Annotated in this window: 14 protein-coding genes; 9 read left to right on the forward strand and 5 right to left on the reverse strand. The window is 66.1% G+C overall.

The features are described from left to right. Window positions 1-6: 6 nt before the first annotated feature. A complete protein-coding gene (locus tag D5084_RS05220) occupies window positions 7-555 on the reverse strand; it encodes a tetratricopeptide repeat protein (RefSeq protein WP_128514460.1) in 549 nt (182 codons plus the stop codon). A 194-nt stretch (window positions 556-749) separates the two neighbouring features. On the opposite strand from D5084_RS05220, the gene D5084_RS05225 reads away from it, so the two are divergent. Next, complete coding sequence (locus D5084_RS05225; protein ID WP_128514461.1) at window positions 750-1,652, forward strand: hypothetical protein; 903 nt, start codon at window positions 750-752, stop codon at window positions 1,650-1,652. On the opposite strand, the gene gshB is transcribed toward D5084_RS05225, so the two are convergent. The 3 genes from gshB to rsmI are packed head-to-tail and all read right to left on the reverse strand — an operon-like array spanning window position 1,649 to window position 3,861. Next, window positions 1,649-2,590 (reverse strand): glutathione synthase, encoded by a 942-nt coding sequence (gene gshB, locus D5084_RS05230; RefSeq protein WP_128514462.1) that lies wholly within the window; start codon window positions 2,588-2,590, stop codon window positions 1,649-1,651. The two genes, D5084_RS05225 and gshB, sit on opposite strands and share 4 nt — an antisense overlap. Window positions 2,591-2,644: 54 nt before the next feature. Then, complete coding sequence (locus D5084_RS05235) at window positions 2,645-3,043, reverse strand: YraN family protein (RefSeq protein WP_128514463.1); 399 nt, start codon at window positions 3,041-3,043, stop codon at window positions 2,645-2,647. A gap of 2 nt (window positions 3,044-3,045) precedes the next feature. After that, the gene (gene rsmI, locus D5084_RS05240) at window positions 3,046-3,861 is read right to left on the reverse strand and encodes a 16S rRNA (cytidine(1402)-2'-O)-methyltransferase (protein WP_354001212.1); all 816 of its coding nucleotides are present in this window, start codon (window positions 3,859-3,861) and stop codon (window positions 3,046-3,048) included. 148 nt (window positions 3,862-4,009) lie between these two features. Here rsmI and D5084_RS05245 point away from each other — a divergent pair, with 148 nt between their 5' ends. Genes D5084_RS05245 through murJ form a run of 3 tightly spaced genes read left to right on the forward strand, consistent with a single transcriptional unit; the run spans window position 4,010 to window position 9,512 of the window. Next, a complete protein-coding gene (locus D5084_RS05245) occupies window positions 4,010-5,185 on the forward strand; it encodes a penicillin-binding protein activator (RefSeq protein WP_128514464.1) in 1,176 nt (391 codons plus the stop codon). Window positions 5,186-5,199: 14 nt separating this feature from the next. Then, on the forward strand, window positions 5,200-7,971 hold the full coding sequence (locus tag D5084_RS05250) for a [protein-PII] uridylyltransferase (RefSeq protein WP_435532664.1): 2,772 nt from the start codon (window positions 5,200-5,202) through the stop codon (window positions 7,969-7,971). Beyond that, complete coding sequence (murJ, locus tag D5084_RS05255; RefSeq protein WP_128514466.1) at window positions 7,968-9,512, forward strand: murein biosynthesis integral membrane protein MurJ; 1,545 nt, start codon at window positions 7,968-7,970, stop codon at window positions 9,510-9,512. The genes D5084_RS05250 and murJ overlap by 4 nt, the downstream gene beginning before the upstream one ends. Here the strand turns inward: murJ and D5084_RS05260 are convergent. Continuing rightward, complete coding sequence (locus tag D5084_RS05260; RefSeq protein WP_128514467.1) at window positions 9,503-10,192, reverse strand: rhomboid family intramembrane serine protease; 690 nt, start codon at window positions 10,190-10,192, stop codon at window positions 9,503-9,505. The genes murJ and D5084_RS05260 overlap by 10 nt on opposite strands. Before the next feature lie 85 nt (window positions 10,193-10,277). Between D5084_RS05260 and trpS the strand changes: the two genes are divergently transcribed. The 5 genes from trpS (at window position 10,278) to D5084_RS05285 (ending at window position 14,383) form a co-directional block, all read left to right on the forward strand. Further along, window positions 10,278-11,333 carry a tryptophan--tRNA ligase gene (gene trpS / locus D5084_RS05265; RefSeq protein WP_128514468.1) on the forward strand — a complete coding sequence of 352 codons (1,056 nt, stop codon included), beginning with the start codon at window positions 10,278-10,280 and terminating at the stop codon, window positions 11,331-11,333. 418 nt (window positions 11,334-11,751) lie between these two features. After that, window positions 11,752-12,255, forward strand: coding sequence for a type III secretion system chaperone family protein (locus tag D5084_RS05270; RefSeq protein ID WP_128514469.1), 504 nt, complete (start codon window positions 11,752-11,754; stop codon window positions 12,253-12,255). A 27-nt stretch (window positions 12,256-12,282) separates the two neighbouring features. Then, window positions 12,283-13,095, forward strand: a complete 813-nt coding sequence (gene proC, locus D5084_RS05275; RefSeq protein ID WP_128514470.1) for a pyrroline-5-carboxylate reductase — start codon at window positions 12,283-12,285, stop codon at window positions 13,093-13,095. Next, on the forward strand, window positions 13,092-13,427 hold the full coding sequence (locus D5084_RS05280) for a tRNA-binding protein (RefSeq protein WP_128514471.1): 336 nt from the start codon (window positions 13,092-13,094) through the stop codon (window positions 13,425-13,427). Before proC ends, D5084_RS05280 begins: the two co-directional genes overlap by 4 nt. Continuing rightward, the gene (locus tag D5084_RS05285) at window positions 13,424-14,383 is read left to right on the forward strand and encodes a 2-hydroxyacid dehydrogenase (RefSeq protein WP_128514472.1); all 960 of its coding nucleotides are present in this window, start codon (window positions 13,424-13,426) and stop codon (window positions 14,381-14,383) included. Before D5084_RS05280 ends, D5084_RS05285 begins: the two co-directional genes overlap by 4 nt.

Genomic DNA, 14,383 nt, shown 5'->3' on the forward strand with positions numbered 1-14,383 from the left:
GGGGGGTCAGTAAAGCCGACCTTCGTATTTCCAGTTGTCGGCGTCGGGCGTCACCTCGTCGAGGTCATAGCCCGCCGCCTGTAGGCGCTGTGCGACAGGCAGCCCCGCCTCGGCCGCCCGGTCCACCAGGGCGCGGCCGGCTGCCTCGTCAGCGGAAACGCCCCGGCCGCGCATCAGGTCAAGCCCGTAGTTGAACATGCCCACCGGGTCGCCCGCCTCGGCGGCCATCCGGTCCCAGTGCGCCGCACGGGCGGGATCCTCCTCCGCTGCGCCCAGCCCGTTGTCGTCCAGCTGCGCCATCCAGGTCATCGCCCCGGTCCAGCCATCGCGGGCACAGGCCTCGAAGACGTCGCGGGCATGATCGTGATCGCCCTTCTTGGTGATCCCGTACCCGGCGGCGCAGGCCATCATGCTGGTCTCGCCCCGAGCCACGTCGTCCAGGATGCGGGCGATGGTCATTTCCTCGGGGTTGAGCGTGCCGAACTCCTCTGCCCCGCCGGGCGTTTCCGCGAAGGCAGGCAAGGTCGTCAGGATCAACAGCAGGATCGCGCGCATTCCTTGAACCCCGGCAATATCGTGCAAGCCTAGGGAACATCTGGTACCGGTCCAGCCCCCGCGTGGTCGTATACGACCATTTTCCGCCATCGGCCCGCAGATGTTTTCCCGAAGGACTTGCCGCAGACCCTTTCGCAGCCCATCTGCCGCCTGTAGGCTTTTCCGGCACTGCTCATTTCGTAAAGGGTTTTCCGATGCCTGATCTTCTTGACCGGCGCGCGGTCCTTGGCGGCCTCGCCTGCCTTCCTCTGGCGACGACCCCTGCGGCCCTGCGGGCGGAGACCGGCAAGGAGCGGACCTTCAACCTGCGGGTCGTGATGTCGGGGCACAGCCTGACCGATCCCCTGCCGCATCCGCTCTCGATCCTGGTGCAGGCGGCAGGTGGGCCCAAATCGCGCGGCATGGTGATCGACCGCTCGACGATCCCGGGCAGCACGGCGAAACTGCGGTGGATCAACGATATGAACCTTCCGGTCTATGCCCGCCGTGACATTGCCCGCTATGACGTGCTGGTTCTGACCGAACGGGTGCCGGTGCGCTCGGCAATCGAATGGGAGGAGTCGGTCGACTACACGCAGAAGTGGTTCGATCACGCCTGGAGCAAGGGCAAGGGCGGCAAGGGGGCGGAAACGATCTACTACGCCTCCTGGGTCGACATCCGCAGCGGGCCGGGCAACACCGACGAGTATGACATGCCGGACGAACGGCTGATCCCCCTGCGCGAGAGGCTGGACCTTGAAATGGGGGCGTGGCAGCAGGTGGCGGATCAGGTGAACGCCCACCGCGCCAAGGGCAGCCCGCGGATGCGGGTGATCCCGGGGCCGAAGATCATGGCAGCGGTCCTCGATGCCATTTCGGCGGGCACCGCGCCGGGGCTGACGCGGATCAAGGACCTGTTCGAGGACACCATCCACCCCAACGCCAAGGGCGCCTACCTCATGGCGGTGGCGCATTACGCGGTGATCTACGGCCGCGACCCCCGCACCCTGCCCAACCTGCGGGGCGAGCCGGGCTGGCCTTCCGCGAAACAGGCCGACTGGATGAAGGAACTGGTCTGGGACGTGCTGCGGTCCTACCCGGACAGCGGCCTCACTTAGGCGCGCTTGGCCTCGATCACTTCCCAGATGCGCCGGGCAGCATTGGTGCCGTCGAACCGCTCCAGCTCCTGGATGCCGGTGGGCGAGGTGACATTGATCTCGGTCAGCCAGTCGCCGATGACGTCAATTCCGACGAATATCTGACCCTTCTCGCGCAAGACAGGGCCAATGGTGCGGCAGATTTCCAGGTCGCGGTCGGTGAGGCCGATCTTCTCGGGTCGGCCGCCGACATGCATGTTCGACCGGGTCTCTCCGGCCTGGGGCACGCGATTGATCGCGCCGACCGGCTCACCATCGACAAGGATCACACGTTTGTCGCCCTGCGCAACCGCGGGCAGGTATTTCTGCACGATCAGCGGCTCGCGGTTGATACCCATGAACAGCTCGTGCAGCGAGGACAGGTTTCGGTCGTTCGGGTCCAACCGGAAGACCCCCGCACCGCCATTGCCGTACAGGGGCTTCAGGATGATGTCGCCATGGCGCGCCTTGAAGGCGCGGATGGTGGCCAGATCGCGGGCGATGGCAGTCGGAGGGGTGAGGTCGGGAAAACGCAGGACCAGCAGCTTTTCCGGCGAATTGCGGACCCAGAAGGGATCGTTCACCACCAGCGTCTTCGGATGGATCATCTCCAGAAGGTGCGTCGTGGTGATGTAGCCCATGTCAAAAGGCGGATCCTGGCGCAGCCAGACGACGTCGTAGTCGCCCAGGTCTACCTCGGTCTCTTCGCCATAAGTGACGTGATTGCCGACTTCGCGCCGAACCTCGATCGGCCACCCGCGCGCCATGACCCTGCCCTCGACAAACGCAAGCCGGTCCGGGGTGTAGTAGAACAGCCGATGCCCCCGCGCCTGAGCTTCCAGCGCAATTCGGAACGTCGAATCGGCGTTGATGTTGACCGACCCGATAGGGTCCATCTGCAGGGCTACCTTCAACGGCATGGCGCACTCCTTCATTCGGAGGAAGTGATGGCCGATGCTGCCGAAAGATGCAATTCAGCCTGCGAAGGCGTTTTCGACAATCTCGATGCGCCCCTGGCCGTCGACCAGCGCAAGGTCGATGCGCACATCGGTCAGAAGCCCCCTTGGTTCGGAAGCCACGAACTCGTCCACCGAGGCAAAGATGCGCCGGATCTGAGCGTCAGAGACATGGGTCGCGGCCATGTCCCAGGTCCGGCTGTGCTTGACTTCGACAAAGATGACCACATCGCCGTCGCGGCCGATCAGGTCGATCTCGCCGGTCAGGCCGCGCCAGTTGCGCGCGCAGATCGACACGCCACGGTCTTCGTAATACCGTGCGACCGAAGCCTCTGCCGCATGTCCAGCCAGATAGTTGGTCAGCCCGCGCGCCTTGCGGGTCGTCCGGGCAGGAGAAGAGACGAAGTCGAACGGCATGGCTAACCTTGGCTGCGGGCGAGGGCGATCCGGTAGACGATCTTGCGCGACACGTTCAGATCTTGCGACACAAAACTTGCGGCATCCTTAACGGACATGCTCTGCAAGGCCGTATCCAGCGCGGCAGCGATGCTTTCCTCCGTCGCTTCGGTTCGGGCGGCGCGATCGACCAGAACCACGACCTCGCCCTTGATCTCGCGCCGTTCGATCTGTGCGGCCAGGTCCGTCAGGCTGCCGCGCAGCACTTCCTCGAAGCGCTTGGTCAGCTCGCGGCAGACGACGGCCTGTCGGCTCCCGCCCAGTGTCGCGGCCATGTCCGTCAACAGCGCGGCCAGCCGCTTCGGGCTTTCGTAGAGGATCAGCGTCGCCTGGATCGGCGCGAGGTCCTCCAGGAAGGTTCGGCGGGCCCCCTGTGCCGAGGGTGGGAATCCCGCGAAGAGGAAGCGGTCCGAGGGCAACCCGGAAAGCGTGAGCGCGCAGATTGCCGCGCAGGGCCCCGGTGCCGCGCTCATCGGCAGGCCAGCGGCCGCCACCGCCCGCGCCAGCTCGAAGCCGGGGTCGGAAATCAGCGGCGTCCCGGCTTCGGAGGCGTAGGCCAGGCTCTTGCCCTCGGCCAGTAGACCAAGGAGGCGCTGCATCTGTACCTCGCCCGAATGGTCGTGATAGGCGATGACCTGACGCCCGTTCAGCGGGATGCCATGGATCTCCATCAGATGGCGGAGCGTCCGGGTATCCTCGGCCACCAGGACATCAGCGCCGGCCAGCACGTCCAGCGCGCGCAGCGTGATGTCGCGCGCCGAGCCGATGGGCGTCGACACGAAGTGCAGGCCCGGCGGAATGGCGCGCAGGCCAGGTTTTGCCGGGGAATCAGGGGTATCGGAGGTCTGCCTCACAAGTTTACTTCCAGCATCGAACCCTTTACCTTGGCTCGCAATCGCAGTCGCACTGCAACAGTGAGGAACCACCATGTTGTCCGTTATTCGTCGGGCCCGCAAGTCGCTGGGTCAGGTCTGTCTTGCCTTGGGTGCCATGGTGCTTTCGGCCTGCGTTCCGGATCAGGGACCGGGCATCGTGCCGCCTGGAAAGGGCGGGGCGGTTCAGGTTGCGCTGCTCATTCCCTCGGGCTCGGGCCAGTCGCAGGACGAGCTCTTCGGCGCCAACCTCGAAAATGCCGCCCGGCTGGCCATGGCCGATCTGTCCGGCGTTAAGATCGACCTGCGGGTCTATCGCACGGGCGGCAGCCCGGCCAAGGCTTCGGCTCTGGCCAGGCAGGCAGTGGACGAGGGGGCGCAGGTGATCCTGGGTCCGTTCTATTCCGAAGAGGCCAATGCCGCGGGTGTGGCGGTGGCCAATTCCGGGGTGAACGTGCTGGCCTTCTCGAACAACGCGGCCATCGCGGGTGGCAACGTCTTTGTTCTGGGCCAGACCTTTGACGTAACCGCCGCGCGGCTGGCGCGCTTTGCGGTGAAGAACGGCAAGTCGAAGATCCTGATCGTGCATGACCGCAATGTCGCGGGCGAAGTGGGCAAGGCCGCGATCGAGCGTGGTGTTGCTGCCGCAGGAGGCTCGGTCGTGGGCGTGACGTCTTACGAATTCTCGCAGAACGGCATCGTCCAGGCGGCGCCTGGCATCGTCGGAACCGCCCGGTCCTCGGGCGCGACGGCGCTGTTCCTCACGGCGGACACGGCGGGGGCGCTGCCTTTGCTCAGCCAGTTGCTGGTGGACAACGGCATCGACAAGGCGACGACGCAGTTCATCGGCCTGACCCGCTGGGACATTCCGCCCGCGACGCTCTCGCTGCCCGGAGTGCAGGGTGGCTGGTTCGCGATGCCCGATCCGGGCCTGACCGCGCAGTTCGGCGCGCGCTATCAGGCGGCCTATGGCAGTCAGCCGTTGCCGGTTGCGGCCCTGGCCTATGACGGGATCGCCGCCATCGGGGCGCTGGCCGGGCGGGTCAAGGGCGGCGCGCCGCTGAGCAAGGCTGACCTCACCCAGTCCGCCGGGTTCGCAGGCGTGTCGGGAATCTTCCGCTTCCTTCCGAACGGCACCAATCAGCGCGGCCTCGCCGTCGCGCAGATCCGGGGAGGCCAGGTTGTCGTGGTCGATGCCGCGCCGCGCAGCTTCGGCGGCGCCGGATTCTGACGCAGGGTCCCGCAATCGTGAAAGCCATTGCGGCGGCTCCGGCGGTGCAGGCACCTCCCGGGGCCGCCTATGCCGTGCCTGGTGCCAAGGTCCTGACCGCACGGGTGCTGGATGTCCTGGGCCCGGACGAAGACGGCAAGGCGGCCCGCGCCCGCGTCGTGCGCGAGTTGCAGGCTGCCAAGACCGAGGCCGGGGCCGCATTCGAGGCCGCGTTCCGCCAGACCCCGCGCCACGCCCGGGCGCTGATCACCGCGCAGGCGGCGCTGACCGATGTCCTGGTCGAGGTGACCCTGGCCGCCGCCATGCATCTGCATCCGCTGGCGAACCCGACCGAGGCCGAGCGCATCGCCGTCCTGGGGGTGGGCGGCTACGGTCGGGCCGAGATGGCGCCGCAATCCGACGTGGATCTGTTGTTCCTGACCCCCTGGAAGGTCACCCCCTGGGCGGAAAGCGGCATCGAAACGATGCTTTACATGCTCTGGGACCTGAAGCTGAAGGTCGGCCATTCCAGCCGTACGGTGAAGGACTGCCTTCGCCTCGGCCGCGAGGACATCACGATCCGCACCGCCCTGCTGGAGCACCGCTTCATCTGCGGCCACCGGCCCCTGGCCGAGGATCTGGACGCGCGGCTCTGGGGCGATCTGTTCCGCAATTCCGGCCCCGAATTCATCGAGGCCAAGCTCGCCGAACGGGCTGAACGGCACAAGCGGCAGGGCGGCCAGCGCTATGTGCTGGAACCCAACGTGAAGGAAGGCAAGGGCGGGCTGCGCGACCTTCAGACGGTCTACTGGATCGGGAAGTATCTCAACCGCGTGCCCAGTGCCGAGGGACTGGTGGGCGCGGGGCTTCTGTCGCGCGAGGAATTCGACAGCTTTGCCCGGGCCGAGGATTTCCTCTGGGCGGTGCGCTGCCATCTGCACTACATCACCGGCCGACCGACCGACACGCTGACCTTCGACTTGCAGGTCGAGGTCGCCTCTCGCATGGGTTACCGCGACACCGCCGGACGCCGCGCGGTCGAGCATTTCATGCAGGACTATTTCCGCCTGGCGACCCGGGTGGGCGAGTTGACCCGCATTTTCCTGACCGAGCTTGAAGCCCGCCACGCCAAGCGCGAGGCCAGCCTCTTCGGCATCTTCAAGATGACCAAGCGGGTCAAGAAGGGCTACAAGCTGGTGCAGGGCCGGATCGACGTCGCCGATCCCAAGGCCTTCCTGGCCGACAAGCTGAACCTCCTGCGGGTTTTCGAAGAGGCCCTGCGGACGAAGTATCTTCTGCATCCGAACGTGATGCGGATCGTCACGCAGCACCTCGACCTGATCGACGACGAGATGCGCGAGGACCCCGAGGCACAGCGCATCTTCCTCGACCTCTTGCTGAAGCACGGCAACCCCGAACGCGCCCTGCGCCGGATGAACGAACTGGGGGTTCTCGCAGCCTTCATCCCGGAATTCGAGCCCATCGTCGCGATGATGCAGTTCAACGTCTATCACCACTACACGGTGGACGAGCACATCATCCAGACCATCTCCTGCCTCGCCCAGATCGAGCGCGAAGAGCTGGTGGAGGAACTTCCCGTGGCCAGCGGCATCCTGAAGGCGGGGGTGAACCGGCGAGTGCTTTATGTGGCGCTGCTGCTGCATGACATCGGCAAGGGCCGGCCCGAGGACCATTCCATCCTGGGCGCCCAGATCGCCCGCCGGGTGGCCCCGAGGCTGGGTCTGGATGCCGAGGAATGCGAGACGGTGGAATGGCTGGTGCGCTATCACCTTCTGATGTCCGACATGGCGCAGAAACGCGACATCGGCGATCCCCGCACGGTGCGCGACTTTGCCAAGGCGGTAAAGACGCGGAAACGGCTGGACCTCCTCACCGTCCTCACGGTCTGCGACATCCGCGGCGTCGGGCCGGGGACCTGGAACAACTGGAAGGCAATGCTTCTGCGCCAGCTGTACAAGCAGACCGCCGAGGCGCTGGAAGGCGGGCTGGAAACGCTAAACCGCGAGAACCGGCAGGAAGAGGCGACGAGGGCCCTTGCCCTGCGGCTGAAGGGTTGGGACCAGGCGGCCGTCGAACACGAGCTGACTCGCCACTACCCGCCCTACTGGCAGGGTCTGTCCACCGACACGCACGAGGTCTTTGCCCGGCTTCTGCAAGGCATCGGCGACGACGAGATCCGCATCGACCTGCACCCCGACCCCGACCGCGACGCGACCCGTGCCTGTTTCGCGCTGGCCGACCATCCCGGCATCTTCTCCCGCCTCGCGGGCGCGCTGGCTCTGGTCGGCGCGAACGTGGTGGACGCGCGCACGTATACCTCGAAAGACGGCTACGCGACCGCCGTCTTCTGGGTCCAGGATATCGAGGGCCACCCCTACGAGGTCGCCCGCCTGCCCCGCCTGCGCCAGATGATCGACAAGACCCTGAAGGGCGAGGTGGTGGCACGCGAGGCGCTGAAGGACCGCGACCGGATCAAGAAGCACGAACGCGAGTTCCGGTTCCCGACCCACATCATGTTCGACAACGAAGGGTCCGACATCTACACGATCATCGAGGTCGATACCCGGGACCGCCCCGGTCTGCTGTTCGACCTGACCCGGACGCTGGCAGTGAACAACATCTACATCGCCAGTGCCGTGATCGCGACCTACGGCGCGCAGGTGGTGGACACGTTCTATGTCAAGGACATGTTCGGCCTGAAGCTGCACCAGAAACACCGGCAGGAGGCGCTGGAGCGGAAGCTGCGCCAGGCCATCGCGGAAGGGGCCGAAAGGGCCGCGACATGAGCGGCGCGCGCGGCATGATCCGCAACATCGTGACGCTGGGCGGCTGGACGCTGGTGTCGCGCGGCGCGGGTCTGGTGCGCGAGCTGATGATGGCCGCCTACCTGGGCGCCGGGCCGGTGGCGGATGCCTTCAACGTGGCTTTCAGCCTGCCGAATATGTTCCGCCGCTTCTTCGCGGAAGGGGCGTTCAACCAGGCCTTCGTGCCGCTCTATTCCAAGAAGCTGGAAGCCGGGACCGATGCCGAGGACTTCGCGCAGAACGCCTTTTCCGGGCTGACTGCCTTTCTGATCGTCTTCACGCTGATCGGCACGCTGGCCATGCCCGCCCTTGTCTGGGCGATGGCCGCAGGCTTCGTCGGCGATGGGCGCTTCGACATGGCGGTCGATTTCGGCCGGATCACCTTTTGCTACATCGGCTTCATCTCGCTCTTCGCGCTTCTCTCCGGCATCCTGAACGCGCACGGCCATTTCGCCGAAGCCGGGGCGGTGCCGGTGATGATGAACATCGTGTTCATCCTCGCCATGCTGCTGGCGCACCGGATGGGCTGGGACATGGGCCTGACGCTCGCCTGGACCACCCCGATCACCGGCATCGCGCAACTGGCCTGGACTCTCTACGCCGCCCGCCGGATCGGGTTCATCCCAAAGCTACGCCTGCCGAACCTCACCCCGGATTTCCGCCGTCTGATGGTCAACATGGGCCCCGCGCTTCTGGTCGGCGGGGTCGTCCAGATCAACCTCCTCGTCTCGCGCCAGGTCGCCTCCGGCACCGAGGGCGCGATCTCCTGGCTGGTCTATGCCGACCGCCTGTATCAGCTGCCGCTTGGCGTCGTCGCCATCGCCGTCGGCACTGTCCTTCTGCCCGAACTCAGCCGCCGCCTTCAGGCCGGGGACAGCGCCGGGGGCCGCGAGGCCTTCAACCGCGGCACCGAGTTCGCGCTGCTTCTGACCCTTCCCGCCGCCGTGGCGCTGGTGGTGATCGCGCTGCCGATCACTCAGGTCCTGTATCAGCGAGGGCAGTTCGGCCCTGACGACACCGCAGCCACTGCGCTGGCCCTGGCGATCTACGGCCTGGGGCTGCCCGCCTTCGTGCTGCAAAAAGCGCTGCAACCGCTGTTCTACGCCCGCGAGGACACCCGCAGCCCCTTCCGCTATGCCGTCTGGTCCATGATCCTGAACGCCGCGCTGGCCTTCGGCCTGATGCCCTGGATCGGCTTCTCCGCCGCCGCCTGGGCCACCACGCTGTCGGCCTGGGTCATGGTCGGACAGCTCTGGAGGGGCGCGCGTCGTCTGGGCGAGGAGACCCGCTTCGACGCCCGCTTCCTGTCGCGGCTCTGGCGCATTGCGGCGGCCTCGGCGCTGATGGGCGCGGCGCTCTGGGGCGGGTGGAGCCTGCTGCATCCGCTGCTCGAGGCGCAGGCCTGGCGCATCCTGGCGCTGGTCCTGCTGATCGCGCTTGGCATGGCAAGCTATGCCGTCGCCGCCTTCGGGCTAAGGGCGGTGCGCCTGTCTGACCTCAGGGCGCTGCGCCGTCAGCGCTGACGCACCTGTTCCAGCACCCGCCGAAAGCCGCCTGGGCTGATCACGACGGACACCAGAAAGCCGAAGGCAAAGCCGCTCACATCCGCAACCCAGTCCCAGCCGCCACCAAACAGCATCCCGAAGACGAACTGGAAGAACAGCAGGAACCCGATCAGCGAAAAGGCGCGCCACTTATTCGCGCCGACCCGCGACAGGTTGGTGAAGACCATGAAGGTAAAGGCCCCGATCAGCCCGTAGATCGCCGGATAGGCCCCGATCAGCTGCATCCTGATGCCGGGGATCAACAGCCCGTAGGACACCGCCCCCGCGGCAGCCGACCCCAACACCACGATCAGCACGGCCCACCAGCGGAACACCTCGCCGACCCATTTGCCCAGGGCCAGAACCATCACCACCGCAAAAAGCGCGTGAGTGAAACTGCCGTGGACAAGGGTGTAGCTGACAAGCCGGTGCAATTCGGCCAGCGGATGGCCGCCGGTTTCCCACTGGTATTTCAGAAGCTCGGGGAACAGCCCGAAGCGCTCCACCGCCTGCAACCGCCAGCCGGCGCCCTGCACGCCCCCGACCAGCCCAGCCTCGGCAAGCGAGAGAACCACCTCCATCGCGATCAGCGGCAGGGCCAGCACCCAGACGATCCAGGGCAGCGGATTAAGCGGAGGCGCGTTGATGTCCTGATCCATGCTGTCCTGCCCGCCTCGCCCGATTGACGCCTGTTGTCCCTTGGATTACGCGGGTTCGGCAGGACTTTCCAGACGGAGCAATCTCATGACCTCGCAGGCTTCGGCGGTCCAAACGCCGAAAACCTTCCAGCCGCGCATCTTCTCGGGCATCCAGCCCTCGGGCGGGCTGACGCTGGGCAACTACCTTGGCGCGCTGAAACGCTTTGTCGAAAAGCAGGACGAGGGGATCGAGACGATCTACTGCCTGGTCGACATGCACGCGATCACCGTCTGGCAGGACCCCGCGAAGCTGCGCCAGCAGACGCGCGAGGGAGCGGCCGCCTTCATCGCGGCGGGGATCGACCCCAAACGCTCCATCCTGTTCAACCAGTCCCAGGTCAGCGCCCATGCCGAACTGGCCTGGATCTTCAACTGCGTCGCGCGCATGGGCTGGATGGGCCGCATGACCCAGTGGAAGGACAAGACCGCCGGCAAGAACGCCGAAGCGGCCAGCCTTGGTCTGTTCGCCTATCCCGCGCTGATGGCCGCCGACATCCTGGTCTATCACGCCACCATGGTCCCGGTGGGCGAGGACCAGAAGCAGCATCTGGAACTGACCCGCGACATCGCGATCAAGTTCAACAACGACTACGGGGTGGATTTCTTCCCGGTCGTGGAGCCCCTGATCGAAGGCGCCGCGACCAGGGTCATGTCGCTGCGCGATGGCACCAAGAAGATGTCGAAGTCCGACCCTTCGGACCAGTCGCGCATCAACCTGACCGACAGCGCCGACACCATCGCCGCCAAGATCCGCAAGGCCAAGACCGACCCGGACCCGCTGCCGGAAAGCGTCGAGGGATTGAAGGACCGCCCCGAGGCGCGGAACCTCGTGAACATCTATGCGGCTTTGGCCGGACACACGGTCGAACAGGTCATCCGCGACTTCGCCGGTGCCCAGTTCGGCACGTTCAAACCGGCCCTGGCCGACCTGGCGGTGGCAAAGCTGTCGCCGATCACTACCGAGATGAACCGACTGATGGCCGACCCGGGAGAGATCGACCGCATCCTTGCCGACGGTGCGGACCGCGCCGATGCGATTGCGCGACCCATTCTTGAACAGGTGTTCGACATCACCGGAATGATCCGCTCTCGCCGGAAATGATCCACAGGATTCATGCGTCCTCACGCCGTCCTGTCACATTTCCGATTCAGCGCTCGGCCAGTCTGATCGCGTTCGGAGATGCGATCTGTCCCCATCGCCCGGTCCGGCCAGTCTGCCCCTGAATGGCCCGACCATTCCCGACATACCCCCGTGCGCCCCCCGCACGGGGGCTTTTTCTTCCCTGACGTGTGTCCCACCCGCCTGACGAGTCCTGAAACGGCAAGTCTTTGACTCTGCAGACTCTCCCCACAAGGAAATCCGCTTTTCCACAGCTATTTTCGCAAGAATTCGCTTTACAGGCTTTCGCTCCTGTCCCACCATATCTAGTAAGGGATGCATCAGGCAAACGCAGACCCTTGCCAGATACCCAGTTTCTAGTGGGTTTCGGCCCCTTAGAAGCTTCATCATGAGGCCGGGCATGTCGCTTTCCGAAGACTACGCTGCGATGGAAGATCTGCATCCGATCGACATCGTCGAGACTCTGGCCGAACACCACGCCTGGGAATTCGACCGCGTCACCGATGACCAGATCGCCATGGCGGTCGAAGGCCAGTGGCGCACCTATTCGCTGACCCTCGCATGGAGCGATCAGGACGAAACCCTGCGCCTGATCTGCACCTTCGAGATGGACCCGCCGGCTGACAAGCTTCCGGCGCTTTACGATGTGCTGAACCGCTGCAACGACATGGTCTGGTCGGGGGCCTTCACCTGGTGGGCCGAGCAGAAGCTTATGGTCTGGCGCTATGGTCTCGTGCTGTCCGGCGGCCAGATGGCAGGCCCGGAACAGATCGACCGCCTGATCGCCAGCGCGGTCAGTGCCTGCGAGCGCTTTTACCCCGCCTTCCAGCTGGTTTCCTGGGGCGACCAGTCGCCGGCCGAGTCGATGAAAGTCGCCATTGCCGAGGCTTACGGCCGCGCCTAACCTCTCCTCCGGTTTAGGGGGGATTGCATGACCTTGGAACGTGTGGCCCGTGACGGGCTGGTGCTGCTTGGCTGCGGCAAGATGGGGACGGCGCTCTTGACCGGCTGGCTGGCCGCAGGGGTTCCGCCCGGTTCGGTCTGGGTGATCGAGCCGAACCCGACCGAATGGCTGAAGGGCAGCGGCGTTCACCTGAACCGGGGCGTTCCGTCCGCGCCAGCCGTGGCCCTTCTGGCCGTGAAGCCGCAGATGATGGGCACCGCCCTGCCCGCATTGCAGGCCCTGGGCAACGGCAGCACGCTCTTCGTCTCGATCGCGGCAGGCACCAAGATCGCGACGCTTGAGGACGCCCTTGGCGCCCGCACCGCCATCGTCCGCACCATGCCGAATACCCCCGCGATGGTGGGCAGGGGCATCACCGCGCTATGCCGCAACGCCCATGTCTCCGACGCCGACTTCGCCCTCGCCCGCGACCTGATGGCCGCCGTGGGGCAGGTGGTGGACCTGAGCAGCGAAGACCAGATCGACGCCGTGACCGCCGTCTCCGGCTCTGGTCCGGCCTATGTCTTCCACCTGATCGAAACGATGGCCGCAGCGGGCGAGGCCGAGGGTCTTCCCCCCGACATCGCCATGCAGCTTGCCCGCGCCACCGTCTGCGGGGCGGGGGAACTGGCTTTCCAGAGCCCCGAGTCCGCCGCCCAACTGCGGATCAACGTCACCTCTCCCGGCGGCACCACCGCCGCAGCCCTTGCGGTGCTGATGGACCCCGACACCGGCTTTCCCGCCCTTCTGAAACGCGCCGTCAAGGCCGCCGCCGACCGGGGACGGGAGCTGGGCCGATGACCCTCACCTACGACGACTTTGTGAAGGTGGACATCCGCGTCGGCCGAATCACCCGCGCCGAGCCCTTCCCAGAGGCGCGCAAGCCCGCCTACAAGCTCTGGGTCGATTTCGGCCCCGGGGTCGGCGAGAAACGGTCTTCGGCGCAGATCACGCGGCATTACACCATCGACCAGCTGATCGGGCGCCAGGTCCTTGCCGTGGTCAACTTCCCGCCGCGCCAGATCGGCCCGGTCCTGTCCGAGGTGCTGGTGCTAGGCCTGCCGGATGCCGAGGGCGAGGTCGTGCTGGTCGGCCCGGACCATGAGGTTCCGCTGGGAGGAAAACTGTTCTGAAACCGTCGCTTCTCATCACCCGACGCCTGCCCGACCGCGTGCTGGATGCCGCCCGCGCCCGCTTTGACGTGACGCTGCGCGACCGGACTGATCCGCTCTCGCCTCAGGAGCTCCGCGCCGCGTTGCGCGACTTCGATGTGGTGCTGCCCACGCTGGGCGACCGGTTTCAGGTAGATGTCTTCGCCGATGTGCCAGCGCCTCGGGCACGGCTGCTCGCGAACTTCGGCGTCGGCTACAACCATATCGACGCCGAGGCCGCCCGGGCCGCCGGTGTCGCCGTCACCAACACCCCCGGCGCCGTCACCGATGCCACTGCCGACATCGCGCTGGGTCTGATCCTGATGACCGCCCGCCGTCTGGGGGAAGGGGAACGCCTCGTCCGCTCGGGCGGCTGGGAAGGCTGGCATCCGGTGCAGATGCTGGGGACCCACGTCTCCGGCAAGCGGCTGGGCGTGATCGGCATGGGCCGGATCGGCAAGGCGATCGCCCGCCGCTGCCACTACGGGTTCGGCATGGAAGTGGTGTTCCACAACCGCTCGCCCGTCGCCGATCCGGGGATGCCCGCCCGGCAGGTCGGGCTGGCCGAGGCGATGGCGGCGGATTTCGTGGTGGTGGCGGTGCCGGGCGGCAAGTCCACGCATCACCTGATCGACGCCGCCGCGCTGTCGCATATGCAGCCCTCGGGCATCTTCGTGAACATCTCGCGGGGCGATGTGGTGGACGAGACCGCACTGATCGCCGCCTTGCAGCAAGGCCGGATCGCCGGAGCGGGGCTCGATGTGTATGAGTTCGAACCCGAGGTGCCCGCCGCCCTGTTGGCCATGCAGAATGTCACCCTGCTACCCCATCTCGGCACCGCCTGCCTGGAAGTGCGCGAGAACATGGGGATGATGGCGGTGGAGAACCTGATCGCCTGGGCCGAGGATCGGGTCCCGCCGAACCTCGTCAACCCGTAA

This window comes from Tabrizicola thermarum (assembly GCF_003574395.1).
Classification (GTDB): domain Bacteria; phylum Pseudomonadota; class Alphaproteobacteria; order Rhodobacterales; family Rhodobacteraceae; genus Tabrizicola; species Tabrizicola thermarum.

Excerpts from the sequence above, each read along its gene's own strand:
- D5084_RS05220 (WP_128514460.1), bottom strand. The coding sequence starts at position 555 with ATGCGCGCGATCCTGCTGTTGATCCTGACGACCTTGCCTGCCTTCGCG.
- D5084_RS05225 (WP_128514461.1), top strand. The coding sequence starts at position 750 with ATGCCTGATCTTCTTGACCGGCGCGCGGTCCTTGGCGGCCTCGCCTGC.
- gshB (WP_128514462.1), bottom strand. The coding sequence starts at position 2,590 with ATGCCGTTGAAGGTAGCCCTGCAGATGGACCCTATCGGGTCGGTCAAC.
- D5084_RS05235 (WP_128514463.1), bottom strand. The coding sequence starts at position 3,043 with ATGCCGTTCGACTTCGTCTCTTCTCCTGCCCGGACGACCCGCAAGGCG.
- D5084_RS05245 (WP_128514464.1), top strand. The coding sequence starts at position 4,010 with ATGTTGTCCGTTATTCGTCGGGCCCGCAAGTCGCTGGGTCAGGTCTGT.
- murJ (WP_128514466.1), top strand. The coding sequence starts at position 7,968 with ATGAGCGGCGCGCGCGGCATGATCCGCAACATCGTGACGCTGGGCGGC.
- D5084_RS05260 (WP_128514467.1), bottom strand. The coding sequence starts at position 10,192 with ATGGATCAGGACATCAACGCGCCTCCGCTTAATCCGCTGCCCTGGATC.
- trpS (WP_128514468.1), top strand. The coding sequence starts at position 10,278 with ATGACCTCGCAGGCTTCGGCGGTCCAAACGCCGAAAACCTTCCAGCCG.
- D5084_RS05270 (WP_128514469.1), top strand. The coding sequence starts at position 11,752 with ATGTCGCTTTCCGAAGACTACGCTGCGATGGAAGATCTGCATCCGATC.
- proC (WP_128514470.1), top strand. The coding sequence starts at position 12,283 with ATGACCTTGGAACGTGTGGCCCGTGACGGGCTGGTGCTGCTTGGCTGC.
- D5084_RS05280 (WP_128514471.1), top strand. The coding sequence starts at position 13,092 with ATGACCCTCACCTACGACGACTTTGTGAAGGTGGACATCCGCGTCGGC.